General features: G+C 61.6%; 19 protein-coding genes. 8 read left to right on the forward strand and 11 right to left on the reverse strand.

Features of this window, described 5'->3' with window-relative positions:
* Position 1: 1 nt before the first annotated feature.
* Positions 2–559 (reverse strand): hypothetical protein, encoded by a 558-nt coding sequence (locus tag NN662_RS06110; RefSeq protein ID WP_261929414.1) that lies wholly within the window; start codon positions 557–559, stop codon positions 2–4.
* Positions 556–1,347, reverse strand: a complete 792-nt coding sequence (locus NN662_RS06115; RefSeq protein ID WP_261929415.1) for an ABC transporter ATP-binding protein — start codon at positions 1,345–1,347, stop codon at positions 556–558. The genes NN662_RS06110 and NN662_RS06115 overlap by 4 nt, the downstream gene beginning before the upstream one ends.
* Positions 1,348–1,426: 79 nt before the next feature.
* Between NN662_RS06115 and NN662_RS06120 the strand changes: the two genes are divergently transcribed.
* Entirely contained in the window at positions 1,427–1,837 is a 411-nt protein-coding gene (locus tag NN662_RS06120; RefSeq protein ID WP_261929416.1) for a cupin domain-containing protein, read from the forward strand.
* A 5-nt stretch (positions 1,838–1,842) separates the two neighbouring features.
* Here NN662_RS06120 and NN662_RS06125 read toward each other — a convergent pair whose 3' ends face one another.
* The 4 genes from NN662_RS06125 to NN662_RS06140 form a co-directional block, all read right to left on the reverse strand.
* Entirely contained in the window at positions 1,843–2,424 is a 582-nt protein-coding gene (locus tag NN662_RS06125) for a hypothetical protein (RefSeq protein ID WP_261929417.1), read from the reverse strand.
* A 26-nt stretch (positions 2,425–2,450) separates the two neighbouring features.
* The gene (gene hydA, locus NN662_RS06130) at positions 2,451–3,905 is read right to left on the reverse strand and encodes a dihydropyrimidinase (RefSeq protein WP_261929418.1); all 1,455 of its coding nucleotides are present in this window, start codon (positions 3,903–3,905) and stop codon (positions 2,451–2,453) included.
* Positions 3,906–4,193: 288 nt separating this feature from the next.
* A complete protein-coding gene (locus NN662_RS06135) occupies positions 4,194–4,628 on the reverse strand; it encodes an endonuclease domain-containing protein (RefSeq protein WP_261929419.1) in 435 nt (144 codons plus the stop codon).
* 32 nt (positions 4,629–4,660) lie between these two features.
* Positions 4,661–5,914 (reverse strand): Zn-dependent hydrolase, encoded by a 1,254-nt coding sequence (locus NN662_RS06140; RefSeq protein ID WP_261929420.1) that lies wholly within the window; start codon positions 5,912–5,914, stop codon positions 4,661–4,663.
* Positions 5,915–6,199: 285 nt separating this feature from the next.
* Here NN662_RS06140 and rutR point away from each other — a divergent pair, with 285 nt between their 5' ends.
* Positions 6,200–6,892, forward strand: coding sequence for an HTH-type transcriptional regulator RutR (gene rutR, locus NN662_RS06145; protein ID WP_261929421.1), 693 nt, complete (start codon positions 6,200–6,202; stop codon positions 6,890–6,892).
* A 30-nt stretch (positions 6,893–6,922) separates the two neighbouring features.
* Here the strand turns inward: rutR and NN662_RS06150 are convergent, their stop codons facing one another.
* Positions 6,923–7,855: a DMT family transporter gene (locus tag NN662_RS06150; RefSeq protein ID WP_261929422.1), complete on the reverse strand. Its 933-nt coding sequence runs from the start codon at positions 7,853–7,855 to the stop codon at positions 6,923–6,925.
* Between the two features lie 92 nt (positions 7,856–7,947).
* On the opposite strand from NN662_RS06150, the gene NN662_RS06155 reads away from it, so the two are divergent.
* Positions 7,948–8,742: a potassium channel family protein gene (locus NN662_RS06155; protein WP_261929423.1), complete on the forward strand. Its 795-nt coding sequence runs from the start codon at positions 7,948–7,950 to the stop codon at positions 8,740–8,742.
* Between the two features lie 49 nt (positions 8,743–8,791).
* On the opposite strand, the gene preA is transcribed toward NN662_RS06155, so the two are convergent.
* Positions 8,792–10,105 carry an NAD-dependent dihydropyrimidine dehydrogenase subunit PreA gene (preA, locus tag NN662_RS06160; RefSeq protein ID WP_261929424.1) on the reverse strand — a complete coding sequence of 438 codons (1,314 nt, stop codon included), beginning with the start codon at positions 10,103–10,105 and terminating at the stop codon, positions 8,792–8,794.
* Between the two features lie 17 nt (positions 10,106–10,122).
* On the reverse strand, positions 10,123–11,484 hold the full coding sequence (locus tag NN662_RS06165) for an NAD(P)-dependent oxidoreductase (protein WP_261929425.1): 1,362 nt from the start codon (positions 11,482–11,484) through the stop codon (positions 10,123–10,125).
* 311 nt (positions 11,485–11,795) lie between these two features.
* Between NN662_RS06165 and NN662_RS06170 the strand changes: the two genes are divergently transcribed.
* The 4 genes from NN662_RS06170 to NN662_RS06185 are packed head-to-tail and all read left to right on the forward strand — an operon-like array spanning position 11,796 to position 13,176.
* Positions 11,796–12,194 carry a DUF2325 domain-containing protein gene (locus tag NN662_RS06170; protein ID WP_410010908.1) on the forward strand — a complete coding sequence of 133 codons (399 nt, stop codon included), beginning with the start codon at positions 11,796–11,798 and terminating at the stop codon, positions 12,192–12,194.
* Positions 12,191–12,448: a hypothetical protein gene (locus NN662_RS06175; RefSeq protein ID WP_261929426.1), complete on the forward strand. Its 258-nt coding sequence runs from the start codon at positions 12,191–12,193 to the stop codon at positions 12,446–12,448. The genes NN662_RS06170 and NN662_RS06175 overlap by 4 nt, the downstream gene beginning before the upstream one ends.
* A 13-nt stretch (positions 12,449–12,461) precedes the next feature.
* Positions 12,462–12,776 (forward strand): antibiotic biosynthesis monooxygenase family protein, encoded by a 315-nt coding sequence (locus tag NN662_RS06180; protein WP_261929427.1) that lies wholly within the window; start codon positions 12,462–12,464, stop codon positions 12,774–12,776.
* 1 nt (position 12,777) lies between these two features.
* On the forward strand, positions 12,778–13,176 hold the full coding sequence (locus NN662_RS06185) for a VOC family protein (RefSeq protein WP_261929428.1): 399 nt from the start codon (positions 12,778–12,780) through the stop codon (positions 13,174–13,176).
* A 6-nt stretch (positions 13,177–13,182) separates the two neighbouring features.
* Here NN662_RS06185 and NN662_RS06190 read toward each other — a convergent pair whose 3' ends face one another.
* Positions 13,183–13,548 (reverse strand): DUF423 domain-containing protein, encoded by a 366-nt coding sequence (locus NN662_RS06190; protein ID WP_261929429.1) that lies wholly within the window; start codon positions 13,546–13,548, stop codon positions 13,183–13,185.
* A 4-nt stretch (positions 13,549–13,552) separates the two neighbouring features.
* Positions 13,553–13,942: a globin gene (locus NN662_RS06195; protein WP_261931877.1), complete on the reverse strand. Its 390-nt coding sequence runs from the start codon at positions 13,940–13,942 to the stop codon at positions 13,553–13,555.
* 180 nt (positions 13,943–14,122) lie between these two features.
* Between NN662_RS06195 and NN662_RS06200 the strand changes: the two genes are divergently transcribed.
* A complete protein-coding gene (locus NN662_RS06200; RefSeq protein WP_261929430.1) occupies positions 14,123–15,394 on the forward strand; it encodes an NAD(P)/FAD-dependent oxidoreductase in 1,272 nt (423 codons plus the stop codon).
* The last annotated feature ends 30 nt before the right edge of the window (positions 15,395–15,424 follow it).

Here is a 15,424-nt window from a genome sequence, read left to right on the forward strand (position 1 = left end):
TCTATATCTCCCTCTTCTTTCCCATAGCCTTGTTGAGCGCCTCGATCAAAGCAACGGATTCAGGCTCGGTGATGCCTGCAAAAGCGGTGATTGTCTTGGAGCCGTGGTCAAATCTCAATGAAGACTCCGTTCGTTCCGGGCCCTCAGCTCCCTTGACCGTGACGCTATCGAGCCACCGCAGATTTTGAACTGTATCGGGGCGAAAGTGGCGGCTCCATTTAAATGGCCCGACGTGCTTCGTATACGTCAATTTTGCGAGGCTGGCCGTGAGCGACTGCGTGCCGAAAAGCGACCAAATCAAGGTCGAGATAACCAGGCCGCCGAAAAGCGCGAGGAAGACTAATCCGAATAGCATGCCGGAACTGAGTTTGCCGAGAGGAGTTGCGAGCGTGGCTCTCACCGCGGAGTAGGTCTGTTGAGCCCAGATTCCGAGGCATAGAAGCACGAACAATGAGTGGATGATATTTCGAGGATTTTTCCTGAAGTACCGCAACTCGCCGTTTCGGAATTCGGCGTTTGCTAGGACTGGCTCGGGTTTCTGGAAATTGACCGTACTCATTCGTCGTAGCTATGCCCCGCCTTCAGGCCCTCGCGGACGCGGTGGGCGATTTCGAGGAATTCGGGGGTCTCGCGGATGTCGAGCGGGCGCTCCTTCGGTAGCGTCGATTCGATGATGTCTGTGACGCGGCCGGGGCGGGGGCTCATGACGACGATCTTGGTCGAGAGATAGACGGCTTCGGGGATCGAGTGGGTGACGAAACAGATGGTCTTGTTGGTGCGTGCCCAGAGCTCCAGCAGCTGCTGGTTCAGGTGGTCGCGGACGATCTCGTCGAGGGCGCCGAAGGGTTCGTCCATCAAAAGCAGGTCGGCATCGAAGGCGAGCGCGCGGGCGATCGAGGCGCGCTGCTGCATGCCGCCGGACAGCTGCCAGGGGAATTTCTTGCCGAAGCCCGACAGGTTGACGAGATCGAGCGTGCGTTCGATGCGCTTCTTTCTCTCCGCTTCCGGATAGCCCATGATTTCGAGCGGCAGGGCGATGTTGCGCTCGATCGTGCGCCACGGATAAAGGGCCGCGGCTTGAAAGACGTAGCCGTAGGCACGGTTCCGGCGGGCGTCTTCCGGCGTCGTGTCGTTGACGGTGATCGTGCCGGACGTGTGCTTTTCGAGATCCGCGATGACGCGCAGGAAGGTGGTCTTGCCGCAGCCGGACGGGCCGATGAAGGAGACGAAATCGCCCTTCTTGACCTCCAGATTGACATCCGACAGAGCGTGCACCGGCCCGTCATTGGTCTGAAATGTCAGGCCAAGCCCCTTCGCCTCGACGACCGTTTTCGATTGTTCAGCCATGTGATCCCAGTTTGTTGTAAAATCTGTCCCCGTGACGGTATATCCGTCCTTCTTGTCTCATGTCAGGGAATTTCCATTCATGTCATCGTCGACGTATCCCCAATGCAAGACCATCCGCCCCTCCGAGACCTATGACGGCAAGCAGGGCTTTTCCTATATCGAGGGTATCAGCGCGGAAAGCGTCGGCTCCACGGGCATTGCCATGATGCTGCTGACCATTCCGCCGGGCGCGCGCGCCAAGGCGCATTTCCACGAAAGCCACGAGACGGCGATCTACATCGTGGCCGGCGAGGCGACGACCTATTTCGGCGAAAAACTCGAGCACGTTCAGGTGCAGCGGGCCGGCGACATGTTCTACATCCCGGCCGGCGTGCCGCATGTGCCGGTCAATACCGGGACAGTGCCCTGCACGGCGGTCATCGCGCGAACAGACCCGAACGAGCAGGAAAGCGTGGTTTTGACGCCGGATCTGGATGGGTTGGTGCCGTGAAATGCTCAAGATAAAGCCCTGTTCTTCAAAAGATCCAGTCCTCCGCCGGCCAAGCGATAGACAAGTGCTCCTATGAGGCTAGCAGGAGCCATACGTCCGCAGAGGGCAACGAGGCCGGCAAGGTATTCCCCCACCGGAGACGAGAGGCTTCTGCCAAGTTCCGGCCTACTATTGTCCAGTCCTGCGACACCAGAATACTCAAAATTGCTATTCGGTGGGGCAAAGGCCAAGAGGAAGACGACAGAGAAGGCAGCGGTCAAAATGCTTGAGATTAATCCCAACGCAGCAAACTGCCAGATTGCGCGAATATTCCATCGCTTTGCAATTCGTGTTGCAATCCATACGGTAGGCAAAGTCAGTACCATCGCCCAGAGGATGAGTGGCGCGAAGAATGTGATTGCGCCGAACCCATAGTGCGAGGCCTCCGTGCTGAACGCTGAAAGTACTCTGCGATAGCTGCTGAACTTAAGATAGTCGCTGGGGGAAAAAGCGAATGTCCAGATGAATGTTTGGAGCCCCACTACCGCGGCGCAGAAATGCGCTACTATCGAATAGCGCTGATATCCTGGTGTGTCTGTCGGTGCCATTGTGGGGCTCTCCGTCATCGAAAGGATTACACGCCAGACGCCGGAATGCCCGTGCGCTGGACCTTGCGCGGGGCGGTGATTTCCTTCCAGGTGGACAGCGCCGTGCTGACGGCGGGGAAGGGCTCGCGCTTGACGAACTGGCCGTGGCCCTCGCGGGTCTTGATGGTCGACTCCTCGATCGCCACGACGCCACGGGTCAGCGTGTAGCGCGGCAGGCCCTTGACCTTCTTGCCTTCGAAGACGTTGTAGTCGATCGCCGACTGCTGGTTGGCGGCCGAAATGGTCTTCTCGCGCTTCGGATCCCAGACGACGAGGTCGGCATCGGCGCCGACGAGGATCGCGCCCTTCTTCGGATACATGTTGAGGATCTTGGCGATGTTGGTGGAAGTGACCGCCACGAACTCGTTCATGGTGATGCGGCCGGTCGCGACACCGTAGGTCCATAGCATCGGCATGCGGTCTTCAAGCCCGCCGGTGCCGTTCGGGATCTTGGTGAAATCGCCAAGGCCATAGCGCTTCTGGTCGGTGGTGAAGGCGCAGTGGTCGGTTGCGACCACCTGCAGGGAGCCAGCAGCAAGGCCAGCCCAGAGTGAATCCTGATGGCGCTTGTCTCGGAAGGGGGGCGACATGACCCGGCGGGCGGCGTGATCCCAGTCGGCATTGGCATATTCGCTCTCGTCGAGCGTCAGGTGCTGGATCAGCGGCTCGCCATAGACGCGCATGCCGTTCTGGCGGGCGCGGCGGATGGCTTCATGCGCCTGTTCGCAGGATGTGTGCACGACATAGAGCGGCACGCCGGCCATGTCGGCGATTATGATGGCGCGGTTGGTGGCCTCGCCCTCGACGGAAGCGGGGCGGGAATAGGCGTGCGCCTCGGGGCCGTTATTGCCTTCGGAAAGCAGCTTTGCCTGCATCTGCGCGACGATGTCGCCGTTTTCGGCATGCACCAGCGGCAGCGCGCCGATCGCGGCGCAGCGCTGGAAGGACGAAAACATCTCGTCGTCGTCGACCATCAGCGCGCCCTTGTAGGCCATGAAGTGCTTGAAGGTGTTGATGCCCTTTTCCTTGACGATGGTCTCCATCTCGTTGAAGACCTGCTCGCCCCACCAGGTTATCGCCATGTGGAAGGAATAGTCGCAATTGGCGCGGGTCGACTTGTTGTCCCAGCGATTGAGCGCGTCGAGCAGCGACTGGCCGGGGTCGGGCAGGCAGAAGTCGACGACCATGGTCGTGCCGCCGGCAAGACCGGCGCGCGTGCCGCTTTCGAAATCGTCCGACGAATAGGTGCCCATGAAGGGCATCTCGAGGTGGACGTGCGGATCGATGCCGCCCGGCATGACATAACAGCCGGTCGCATCCAGCGTCTCGTCGCCGGAAAGGTTCGGGCCGATCTCGACAATCTTGCCGCCATCGATCTTGACGTCCGCCTTGTAGGTCAGGTCGGCGGTGACGATGGTGCCGTTCTTGATGACTGTGGTCATTTTAGTTCTCCCCTTCGGAATCCTGCGCTCTGTTGCTGTGATGCATGGGGTTTAGAGGTGTTGGTGCAGAGTTGTGTTCCCGGATCTTTGGTGCCGACACCGGAGAGCCGGTGTGCTTCCCGTGTCGATTGGAACCCCTCATCCGGCGCTTTGCGCCACCTTCTCCCCAAGGGGAGAAGAGGGAGGGGTTACTGGCTGTAGGCTGCGGCGATCTCGCCTTCTCCCCTTGGGGAGAAGGTGCCCGAAGGGCGGATGAGGGGTTCCCATAAACGGGGGTGCAAACTGCTCTCATTCTTGCCGTTCCCCTTGAGAAGTCACCGTCGCGGGATGGAAACGCAAAGTGTCGCATCGCTCGAAAATCTTGCCTTCCAGAACGGCCAGGATGGTTTCCAGTACGGCGCGGCGTTCCTTCAAAACCTCATCATTCCAGAAGCGCAGAACTGAGTAACCGTTGGCGTTCAGCCAGCCTGTCCGGATGTCGTCAACTTGGCTGTCGGCATGTTGCGCGCCATCAATCTCGACCACCAAGCTCTCTTCGCGGCAGATGAAGTCCGCGATGTAAGGCCCCAGCGGGATCTGCCGTGAAAATTTGTATCCGCTCAACCTACGGCTTCGAAGATCGCTCCACAGACGATATTCCGGTTCCGTATCGTTTGCGCGCAGTATTCTGGCTCGTGCGGTTGCACCAGGCTTTCGAACCCACGCCTCGGACTTGGTGGCCATCCAAATTCTCCCACTTTCTCGTGGAGAAAGCATCACTCCACAATCTCCGCGGCTTCCAGCACGGCGTGCAGCAGCACGTCGGCACCGGCGGTGGCCCATTCCTTGGAGATCTCCTCGGCCTCGTTGTGGCTGAGGCCGCCGACGCAGGGGCACATGACCATGGTGGCGGGTGCCACCTTGGCGGCCCAGCAGGCGTCGTGGCCGGCGCCAGAAATGAGGTTCATGTGGGAATAGCCGAGCCGTTCGGCGGCGTCGCGGACCATGGTGACCAGTTTCGGGTCGAAAGTCACCGGATCGAAATGGCCGACGGCCTCGACCGAGCAGCCGACGCCGAGATCCTCGCAGATCTTCGCCGCCTTCGCCTCGATCTTCGCGCGCATGCGGTCGAGCTTTTCCTGGCTCGGCGTGCGGATGTCGACGGTGAAGACGACCTTGCCGGGCAGGACGTTGCGGGAGTTCGGCGAGAAGAACATCTGGCCGACGCCGCCGACGGCGCCCGGCTGTTCGCTCATGGCGACGTCTTGGACCATTTCCAGGATGCGGGACATGGCGAGGCCGGCATTGACGCGCATGTTCATCGGCGTCGAGCCGGTATGGGCCTCCTTGCCGATCAGCGTGAATTCCAGCCACCAGAGGCCCTGACAGTGGGTGACCACGCCGATCTGCTTTTCCTCCGCCTCGAGGATCGGGCCTTGTTCGATGTGGTATTCGAAGTAGGCGTGCATCTTGCGGGCGCCGACTTCCTCGTCACCGACCCAGCCGATCCGCTTCAATTCGTCGCCGAACCTCTTGCCCTCTGGGTCCGTGCGGTTATAGGCGTAGTCTTGGGTGTGGACGCCGGCGAATACGCCGGAGGCGAGCATGGCCGGCGCAAAGCGGGCGCCTTCCTCGTTCGTCCAGTTGGTGACGACGATCGGATGCTTCGTCTTGATGTTGAGGTCGTTCATCGAACGGATGATTTCCAGCGCGCCGAGCACGCCGAGCACGCCGTCGAACTTGCCGCCGGTCGGCTGGGTGTCCAAATGGCTGCCGACATAGACGGGCAGGGCGTCCGGATCGGTGCCGGGCCGCGTCATGAACATGTTGCCCATCGTGTCGACGCCCATCGTCAGGCCGGCATCCTCGCACCAGGTCTGGAAGAGCTTGCGGCCTTCGGCGTCGGCATCCGTCAGCGTCTGGCGATTGTTGCCGCCGGCAATGCCGGGGCCGATCTTCGCCATCTCCATCAGCATGTCCCACAGGCGGTCGCCGTTGACGCGCATGTTTTCGCCGGGTGCTGCCACCATGATTTCATCCTCGCCAGTTTCGCCGGCGGTCTGCCGGTCTCGTTCCCTTTGTCGGTGCGGCGCTTGTTGTTTTTGTTCGCCGTCTGATACCAGTTGCCTTACGGGCAATTCTGTCTGATAATTTGACCGATTGGTAAACATTACAATTTCCGCGGCGCCACTCAAGACGGAAAAGCCAAAAAAGAGGGGACGCCGCGAAGATTTTGCATAGGTTTTCCGCATGCGCATTCTTGCGGCAGTTTTTGCCGCCGGTCATGCATTTTCCGGGTGAGGAGACAGGCGTAGATGGTCAAGGCCAGGGCGGCGAAAACGCAGCGCAGGACCCGCATTCAGGAAGAGAAGGAGGAGGTGATCCTCCAGGCCGCGCTGGATGTCTTTTCCTCCTACGGGTTCAAGGGCGCGACGATCGACCAGATCGCGGAGGTGGCCGAGATGTCGAAGCCGAACCTGCTCTACTATTTCCGCACCAAGGAGGCGATGCACCGGGCGCTGATCGACCGGGTGCTGCAGACCTGGCTTGAGCCGCTAAGGGCCTTCGATGCCGCCGGCAATCCGGAGACCGAGATCCGGTCCTATATCCGCCGCAAGCTGGAGATGGCGCGGGATTTTCCGCGCGAAAGCCGGCTTTTCGCCAATGAGGTGCTGCAGGGCGCACCGCATATCGAAGATGAACTGGCCGGTCCGCTGAAGGAGCTGGTCGACGACAAGGCGGCGGTGATCCGCGCCTGGGCCAAGGCCGGCAAGATCGCCAAGTGCGATCCCTATCACCTGATCTTCTCGATATGGGCGACCACCCAGCATTATGCCGACTTCGACGTGCAGGTCAGGGCCGTGCTCGGCCAGAAGCTGTCCGGAGACGGCCGGTTCGAGGATGCCGCACGGTTCCTCGAGCAGCTCTATATCGAGGGTCTCAGGGTGAAGGCGCCAGACACTCCGATCGCGCGCGATCCGGGTGGACTTGCTTCCGAAGCGATCTGATCAGGCCGGTGTCTCCGGCTGCGGTATCCGTCAATCCGGAAGCAGGCCGGTGACGATGAGGCCGCAGGCTGTCACCAGGGCGCCGGCGAAGACGGCCGGGCTCGCCCAGCCATGGCCGATCAGTCCTTCGAGAATGATGATGAAGCTTGGCGTCAGGTAGTTGTAGGCGAGCACTTTCGGAGCCGGCAGGCGCATGGAGCCATACTGGATCAGCAGGAACGTGATCGCGGTTGTGACCACCGACAGATAGGCGAGCGCTGTCCAGACGATCGGCGGCATGGCGGAGAAGTCGGTCTGGGCGATCTGCGGCGCGGCCGGAAACAGGAGGTAGATGCTGACGGCGACGGAGAGCCAGAAGCCGATGACGGTCGGATGCTCGCGGCGATCGAGCTTGCGCAACAGCGGCACATAGGCCGCATGGCAGAGCACGCCGACGAAATAGATCAGTTCGCCCCGGCCGACGTCGAAGCGCAGGATGGCCTGAACGTCGCCCCGGAAGATCACCCAGATGGCGCCGCTTGCGGCAATCAAAAGGCTCAGGAAGACGCCGGGGCGGGTGTGCTGTCTCAGGATGATGAAGGCAAAGACGGCGCTCGCGAGCGGCATCAGCGTGAAGACGGCGCCCGTCTGCACCGGGCTGGTGATCTCCAGCGCCAGGAACATGGTCAGCATGTAGGTGCCCATCAGCATGCCGTAGATGGCAAAGCGCCAGGGCTGCACCGGAATGGTCAGGCGCTGCCGGAAGATGAAGACCGCCATCGCCGCCATGACGAGAATGCTGATCACGTAGCGGATGAATTGCAGCTCTGCCGCCGGCATGTGCTGCGCTGCCATGCCGCCGAGCGAAAACGATCCGGCGACCAGCAGCGAGAAGGACAGCATCGCCAGATGCGCGCGCAGCTTCACCGCACCCGTGGCATGGGTGTTGTGGATCGACTTTGGCGGTTGAACATCCTGTTTCAAGGTTCTGTCCATAGCTGTGAGGTTGAAATGTGCTTTAGCCGGAAAGGACCGGGTTGTCTTGCCGCAATCGTGCAAAACTGCCAAGCAGGGGCATGAAAACAAACGGGGGTGGCACATTGCAGAGGCTGAAGGCGCGGATTTACGAACTTTACGAAGGCGACAGCGATGCCGCGCACCGGTTCCGCTACGGCCTTCTCGGCATCGATTTCCTGACGATCCTTTTCCTTGTCGTCTCGACCTTCTATTACGGCTCGGCGCTGATGGAGGCGCTGGATGTGGTCTTCGGCCTGTACCTCCTGGCCGACTATGCGGCGCGGCTCTGGATCGCGAAGAAGAAGCCGGCCTTCTTCATCCATCCCCTCAATCTTGCCGACCTTGTCGCCATGCTGTCGTTTCTGGCGCCCATTCTCGGCGAGAACTTCGCCTTCCTTCGCGGCCTGCGGGTTTTGAGATTGCTGCGCTCCTACCGGCTGCAGAACAAGCTCCGGCACGACTTTCCCTACTTCAAGCGCAACGAGGAGGTGATCCTCAGTGCCACCAACATGTTCATCTTCATCTTCGTCATGACCGAAGCGGTGTTCGTGACCCAGGTGGGCGTCAATCCGAACGTCCGGCATTTCCTCGATGCGATGTATTTCACCATCACGACGCTGACGACGACGGGGTTCGGCGACATCACCCTGCAGGGCCAGACCGGACGGCTGCTGTCGATCCTGATCATGGTGTTCGGCGTGTCGCTGTTCCTGCGACTGGTGCAGACGATCTTCCGTCCATCGAAGGTGAAATATCCCTGTCCGCAATGCGGTCTGTCCCAGCATGAGCGCGACGCCGTGCACTGCAAGCATTGCGGCACCGTGCTGAACATTCCCAACGAGGGCGACGTCTGAACAAAAAAACGCCCGGACGAACCGGGCGCTTGGAGTTTGAGGAGGACACTTATTCCGCCGCCTGCCTTGCCATCGGGTTGTTGGGATGGGTCGTCCAGTTGGCGTAGTTCGGGTCGACGGGCTTGCCGGTGCGCTCGTCCATCGCGCCGGCTGCGAGCGGCACCATGGTGATGCATCCCTCAACGGGACAAACGTTGACGCAGAGGTTGCAGCCGACGCATTCGTCTTCCATGACCTCGAACTTTCGGGCGCCGTCGACGAGGGCCGTGATCGCCTGGTGCGAGGTATCCTCGCAGGCGATGTGACAGCGACCGCACTTGATGCACTGGTCCTGATCGATGCGCGCCTTGGCGATGTAGTTGAGGTTGAGATACTGCCAGTCGGTCACGTTTGGGACGGCGCGGCCGACGAGGTCGTCGAGCGTCGCGTAGCCTTTATCGTCCATCCAGTCGGACAGGCCGGTGATCATCTCTTCGACGATCTTGAACCCGTAGGTCATCGCCGCCGTGCAGACTTGGACGGTACCGGAGCCGAGCGCCATGAATTCGGCCGCATCGCGCCAGGTGGTGATGCCGCCGATGCCGGAGATCGGTAGGCCGTATGTTTCCGGATCGCGGGCGATCTCGGCGACCATGTTGAGCGCGATCGGCTTGACCGCCGGGCCGCAATAGCCGCCATGGGTACCCTTGCCGCCGACGGTGGGCGAGGGGGCCATGTTGTCGAGATCGACGGACACGATCGAGTTGATGGTGTTGATCAGCGAAACGGCGTCGGTGCCGCCTGCCTTTGCCGCACGGGCCGGCTTGCGGATATCCGTGATGTTCGGCGTCAGCTTGGTGATGACCGGCATGCGGGTGTACTGCTTGCACCAGCGCACGACCATCTCGATATATTCCGGCACCTGACCAACTGCAGCACCCATGCCGCGCTCGGACATGCCGTGCGGACAGCCGAAGTTCAACTCGATGCCGTCGGCGCCGGTTTCCTCGACGAGCGGCAGGATCGCCTTCCACTCCTCCTCGACGCAGGGGACCATGATCGAGGCAACCAGCGCCCGGTCCGGCCATTTCATCTTGACCTCTTTCATCTCCCGCAGGTTCACGTATAGGTCCCGGTCGGTGATGAGTTCGATGTTGTTGAGGCCGAGAAGGCGGCGGTCGGCGCCCCAGATGGCGCCGTAGCGCGGGCCGTTGACGTTGACGACCGGAGGGCCTTCCGAGCCGAGCGTCTTCCAGACCACGCCGCCCCAGCCCGCCTTGAAGGCGCGCTCGACATTGTAGGCCTTGTCGGTCGGCGGCGCGGAGGCGAGCCAGAAGGGGTTCGGCGATTTGATGCCGACGAAGTTCGTGCGAAGATCAGCCATTGTCCTGCTCCCTTCCTTCAAGCCACGGCGCTGGCGCGGACGGTGCCGGCGGCCAGGGCCTTGTTGATCGATTCTGCTGCGTCGCGTCCCTGTGCGACCGAGGTCACGGTCAGGTCTTCGCCAAGCTTCACGCAGTCGCCGCCGGCCCACACGCCGGCAACGGAGGTGCGGCCTTCGCCGTCAATGGCGATGCGTCCGCTTTCGACCTTGAGGGCGCCGAGACCGGTCGCCTCGAAGGTCTGGCCAATGGCCTTGAAGATCTGGTCGCAGGCAATGACGCCGGTCTCGCCGGTGCCGGAGAGCCTGCCGTCCTTCAGTTCGGTGTACTCGACTTCGATGCCGGCGACCTTGCCATCCCTGGCGATCACCGTCTTGGGCTGCAGCCAGTGGCGGATCATGACTCCCTTGGAGGCGGCCAAATCCTGTTCGAATTCGGACGCGTTCATGTTCTCCTTGCCGCGGCGGTAGCAGATGGTGACTTCCTCCGCGCCGAGCAGCTTGGCTTGGACGGCGGCGTCGATGGCGGTCATGCCGCCGCCGATGACGACGACGCGGCGGCCGACGGGCAGGGTGGAGAGGTCGGAGGACTGACGCAGTTCGGCGATGAACTCGACGGCGTCGGCGACGCCGGCCGCCTGTTCGCCTTCGGCGCCGAGCGCGTTGACACCGGCAAGACCCATGCCGAGGAAGACGGCGTCATAATCAGAGGCAAGGTCAGAGAGCGAGAAGTCGCGGCCGAGCATCTGGCCGTTCCTGACTTCGATGCCGCCGATCGACAGCACGTAGTCGACTTCCTTCTGGGCGAAGCCGTTGGTCGATTTATAGCTGGCGATGCCGTATTCGTTCAGGCCGCCAGCCTTTTCCTTCGCCTCGTAGACGACGACGGAATGGCCGTGCATGGCGAGGCGATGGGCGCAGGCGAGACCGGCGGGACCGGCGCCGACGACGGCGACCGTCTTACCGGTCGAGGCGGCGCGGGTGTAGAACTGTTTGCCTTCCGCCATTGCTGCATCGGTCGCATAGCGCTGCAGGCGGCCGATCTCGACCGGCTTCTCCTCGGCCGTGTTGCGCACACAGGCTTCCTCGCAGAGCGTTTCGGTGGGACAGACGCGGGCGCACATGCCGCCCAAGATGTTCTGATCGAAGATGGTCTTTGCCGCGCCGATCGCATTTCCGGTTCCGATCTGGCGGATGAACATCGGAATGTCGATCGAGGTGGGACAGGCCGTCATGCACGGCGCGTCGTAGCAGAAGTAGCAGCGGTCGGAGGCGACGAGCGCTTCATGCTTGTCGAGGCGCGGATGCAGGTCGGAAAAATTGGTCTCGTATTCGGCAGGCTGAAGCCTGCCGGCGGCTATGCCGGAATCCAGTCGTCCCATGAATGTTCCCTCTTTTTTGGTATGGCGACTGAGATAACGGTAACTCAGCTTCAAAATTTTATCAAACGGTAAATATTTGCAGTGGTCATGGGTCTGTAAGCGAATGATTTGAATCGCTTATTCCCGTTCCCTGAACCGGAGTTGCATGGTCTTCACAGTTTGATTCAGTGTTGGATTCATCCGGTCCCCCAAGGCTCAAAAACATGATTTTTCTAGTCATCTTTATTCTTGATTATAAAATTCATGTTTTATATGGTGCCGACATCAGAGGGGCTCTCAGCCCTGATGCCTGCAAGGAGGGAACTCGGCCAATGGCGAAGAAGATCAAGAAGCGCGACCGGAGCAATCAGCCACAGGCGCAAAATGAAATGTCTTCGACGGACCGCCAGGGGCTCGGCGGCCGTAGCTTCCTTTATGTCGGCGGCCGTGACTGTCAGGTTGCGCATCTCAGGGAGCTCGCGGAGAGCTACGGTGCCGAACTGCTCCACCACGACGGCGGTCTGCGCGAGGCGGTGTCCCGGATCGATACGGTGCTGCCGTCTGTCGACTGCGTCTTCTGCCCGGTCAACTGCATCAGCCATGACGCCTGCCTGCGGGTGAAAACCGGCTGCAAGAAATTCGGCAAGGCCTTCATTCCGCTTAGAAACGGCTCCAAATCCAGTCTGGAACGGGCACTCGCCGACCTGCATGAACGGGACGGACTGCAGTGATCCTCGACGATGGCGATAGGGTGGCGCTGATCGGCCTGCACAAGCTGATGCAGCTGGAAAACGGCGGATTTGTCGTGGAACTTCATCAGATTATCGAGGATGAAACAGCGCGCGGGGCGGCATTCTCGAATGTTTTACCATTTCACCAGAAAAGGCAGTCTGCCGCACCAGGGGGAGTGCAATCAAATGTGGAGGTCGAGGGCCGCGTGATTGCGTTCGCGCGTTCCATTCGGCAGATTGCCGGCATTAAATAGGGGAGACACCGGCGTGTACATTGCGATGAACCGCTTCAAGGTCGCTTGCGGCTCGGAGACCACATTCGAGGATGTGTGGAAAAACCGCGAGTCGACTCTGGCCGGTGTTCCGGGCTTCAAAGAGTTCCGGCTGCTGCGCGGTAAAACTGTCACAAACGAGGGATATACTCTATTCGCCTCCCATTCGACCTGGCAGAGTGAAGCGGATTTCGTCAACTGGACCAAGTCGGAAAATTTCCGGCAGGCCCATAAAAATGCCGCGGATCACAAGGATATGTATCTGGGGCCGCCGATGTTCGAGGGTTTCACGGACGTCGAGGGAGCATGATTTGACCACAGATTCTTCTATAAGCGACGACTGTCTGGCGGAGGTTCTGCCGGTCCTGCCGTCGCTGGACCTGGGCGTCACGCTTGCATTCTATCGCGACAAGCTCGGGTTCGAGCGGGTGCCGAATGACGAGACGTCCTACCTGATCATTCGTCGCGGCTGCATGGAGTTGCATTTCTGGCTGGTTGACGACCCCAAACTCTGCGAAAACTCGTGCGTCTGCATGCGCGGCAGCGGCATAAAGAGGCTTTACCAGGAATTCCGCGACGCGGGCCTCGACCAGCTCAGTCCGTTGTGCGAACACCAGCCGAACGTGGAGGAATTCTTCGTTCACGATCCGCACTGGAACCTGCTGCGCTTCAGCAGCGCTTCCCGGCCGGGCCCATCTTCCGCCGGATGAAGCGTGTCAGCGCTCGGGCTCGGTACGGAAGAATGCGCCGAGGCTGATCAGCAGCCATCCCGCCATCATCAGGACACCACCGGACGGGGCCGCCATCGGGAAGAGGGCGGCGTTGGTGAAGTGGCGGGCGACGAGGTCTCCCGAAAAGAACAGGATTCCGACGAAGAGAACGACCGCGGCCAGGGGGGCGGTGCGAACCCGTGTCCACACCGCCACGAGGCCCAGCAGCACCGGCGCGTGACTGAGGCAGATCAGGGACGCGTTGCCGAGCAGGTATCGGTCGCCAAGGTGGGTGGCGGCAGCGGCGAGAGCCACGCCGGAAAGACCCGTCAGTCCGGCAAGAAACAGGATGATATTCTGGAGTCTCGGCAAGGGCTTATTCCCGGTTCTGCATATGGTGGGCGAGGCGTTCGATCGGCGGCCAGATGATCGCCCTGAGCTTCTCGTTCTCGATCGTTTCATCCATGGCACGGCGGAAGCACAACAGCCATTCGTCCCGCTCCTGCGGTCCGATCTCGGCCATGAAGTGCCTGCGGCGGAGCATCGGATGCCCGTGCTTCTCGACGTAGACGGGCGGCCCGCCGAGATAGCCGGTCAGGTAATCGTAAAGCTTCTGTTCGGAGCCGGAAAGATCGGCCGGATGAATGGCCCGGCAGCGGGCGGCCTCCGGCAATGCGTCCATCAGTTCGTAGAAGCGGCGGGCGAGGGCCTTGACGGTGGCATCGCCACCGATGGCCTCGTAAAGCGTGATCGTTTCGTTGCTCATCATTACCAACCCTTGTTCCATTGTCATATTCGCAACCGTGCAGAGACCGCAAGCGTGGGGCCGTTCGTGCGGCGTTTCGGCGCGCCCGTGTGGCCGGCCTGCATCGCAGGGCTTGATTGCCGGTTCGGCCGGTGATTGGGTGCGGCGGCGCCATTTGGGCAGGCGGATTCGGGGTCGGGGATGACGGACATCATGGAACAGGCGGCAGGGACGGTATCGACGGAAATCGCCATCGTCGGCGGCGGCACGATCGGCATGACGATCGCACTCCGGCTGAGGAGCGAAGGCCGTGAGGTGGCGATCATCGAACCCGGCGATCCGGGCATGGGTGCCTCCTACGGCAATGCCGGAACGATCGCCGACTACGCGATCATGCCTGTCGGAACGCCGGCGGTCTTGAAGAACCTGCCGTCGCTGCTTTTGGACCGCGACAGTCCGCTCGCCATCCGCAAGGCCTATTTGCCCATGCTGTTTCCGTGGCTCCTGCGGTTTGCCTGGCAGTCGCTGCCGGGCAATGCGGCGCGCAACACGGCTCTCATTGCCGGCCTGCTTGCCGGTGCGGCCGCGTCGTGGCGGGAGCTGGCGGCGGAAATCGGCGGGGCTGGTCTCATTCGCGAGAACGGCGCGCTTTACCTCTATTCCTCGAAAAAGGACTTTCTGGGCGCGCGGAAGGATTTTGCGCTGCGGCGCAATCATGGCGTGATGCAGGTCCTTGTCGGCCCGGACGAAGTGGCGGCGCTCGAGCCGGCCCTGCCGCCGATTGCGGGCGGCGGCGTTCACTTTCGCGATGCGATCCATCTGGCCGATCCGGGCGGCATGATGCGGTTGCTCGCGGCGAAGCTGACGGCTGAGGGCGTGCCGTTCCTGAAAGCGAGGGCCGAGACGCTGACGCGGGTGAATGGTGGCGTCGAGATTTCGGGCGGTGCGCTGCGTGTAAGGGCGAAGCGCGTCGTTCTCGCCGCCGGCGCCCATTCGCGTGCGCTCGCCGCCCAGGCCGGCAGCCGTGTGCCGCTGGAGACCGAGCGCGGCTATCACCTCGAATACGACATGGACGATGTGCCGCTGACCCGGCCGACCTGCCCGACCGAGCGCGGCTTCTATTTCATTCCGATGAACGGCCGCTTGCGGGTGGCCGGGACGGTCGAGCTCGGCGGGACGGCCGCGCCGCCGAGCCCGCATCGCCTGGCGGCGCTGGAGCGCGGCGCGCGCGCGGTCTTTCCTTTCCTGAACGACAGGACGCCGGACCGGACCTGGATGGGCTTTCGGCCCTCCATGCCGGATTCCGTGCCCGTCATCGGTCCGTCCGGTGGCGGCGACGACGTCATTCTCGCCTTCGGCCATGGGCATATCGGGCTGACACTCTCTCCGGTCACCGCCCGCCTCGTTTCCGGTCTCATCTCGCGGCGCGGCAACGGCAACGACATCGCCGCCTATTCGCCGGCGCGGTTTTGAGTGATGCAAAAAAAGCCGCGAGCCATGAAG

This window comes from Rhizobium sp. NRK18 (genome assembly GCF_024385575.1).
Taxonomy (GTDB): Bacteria; Pseudomonadota; Alphaproteobacteria; order Rhizobiales; family Rhizobiaceae; genus JANFMV01.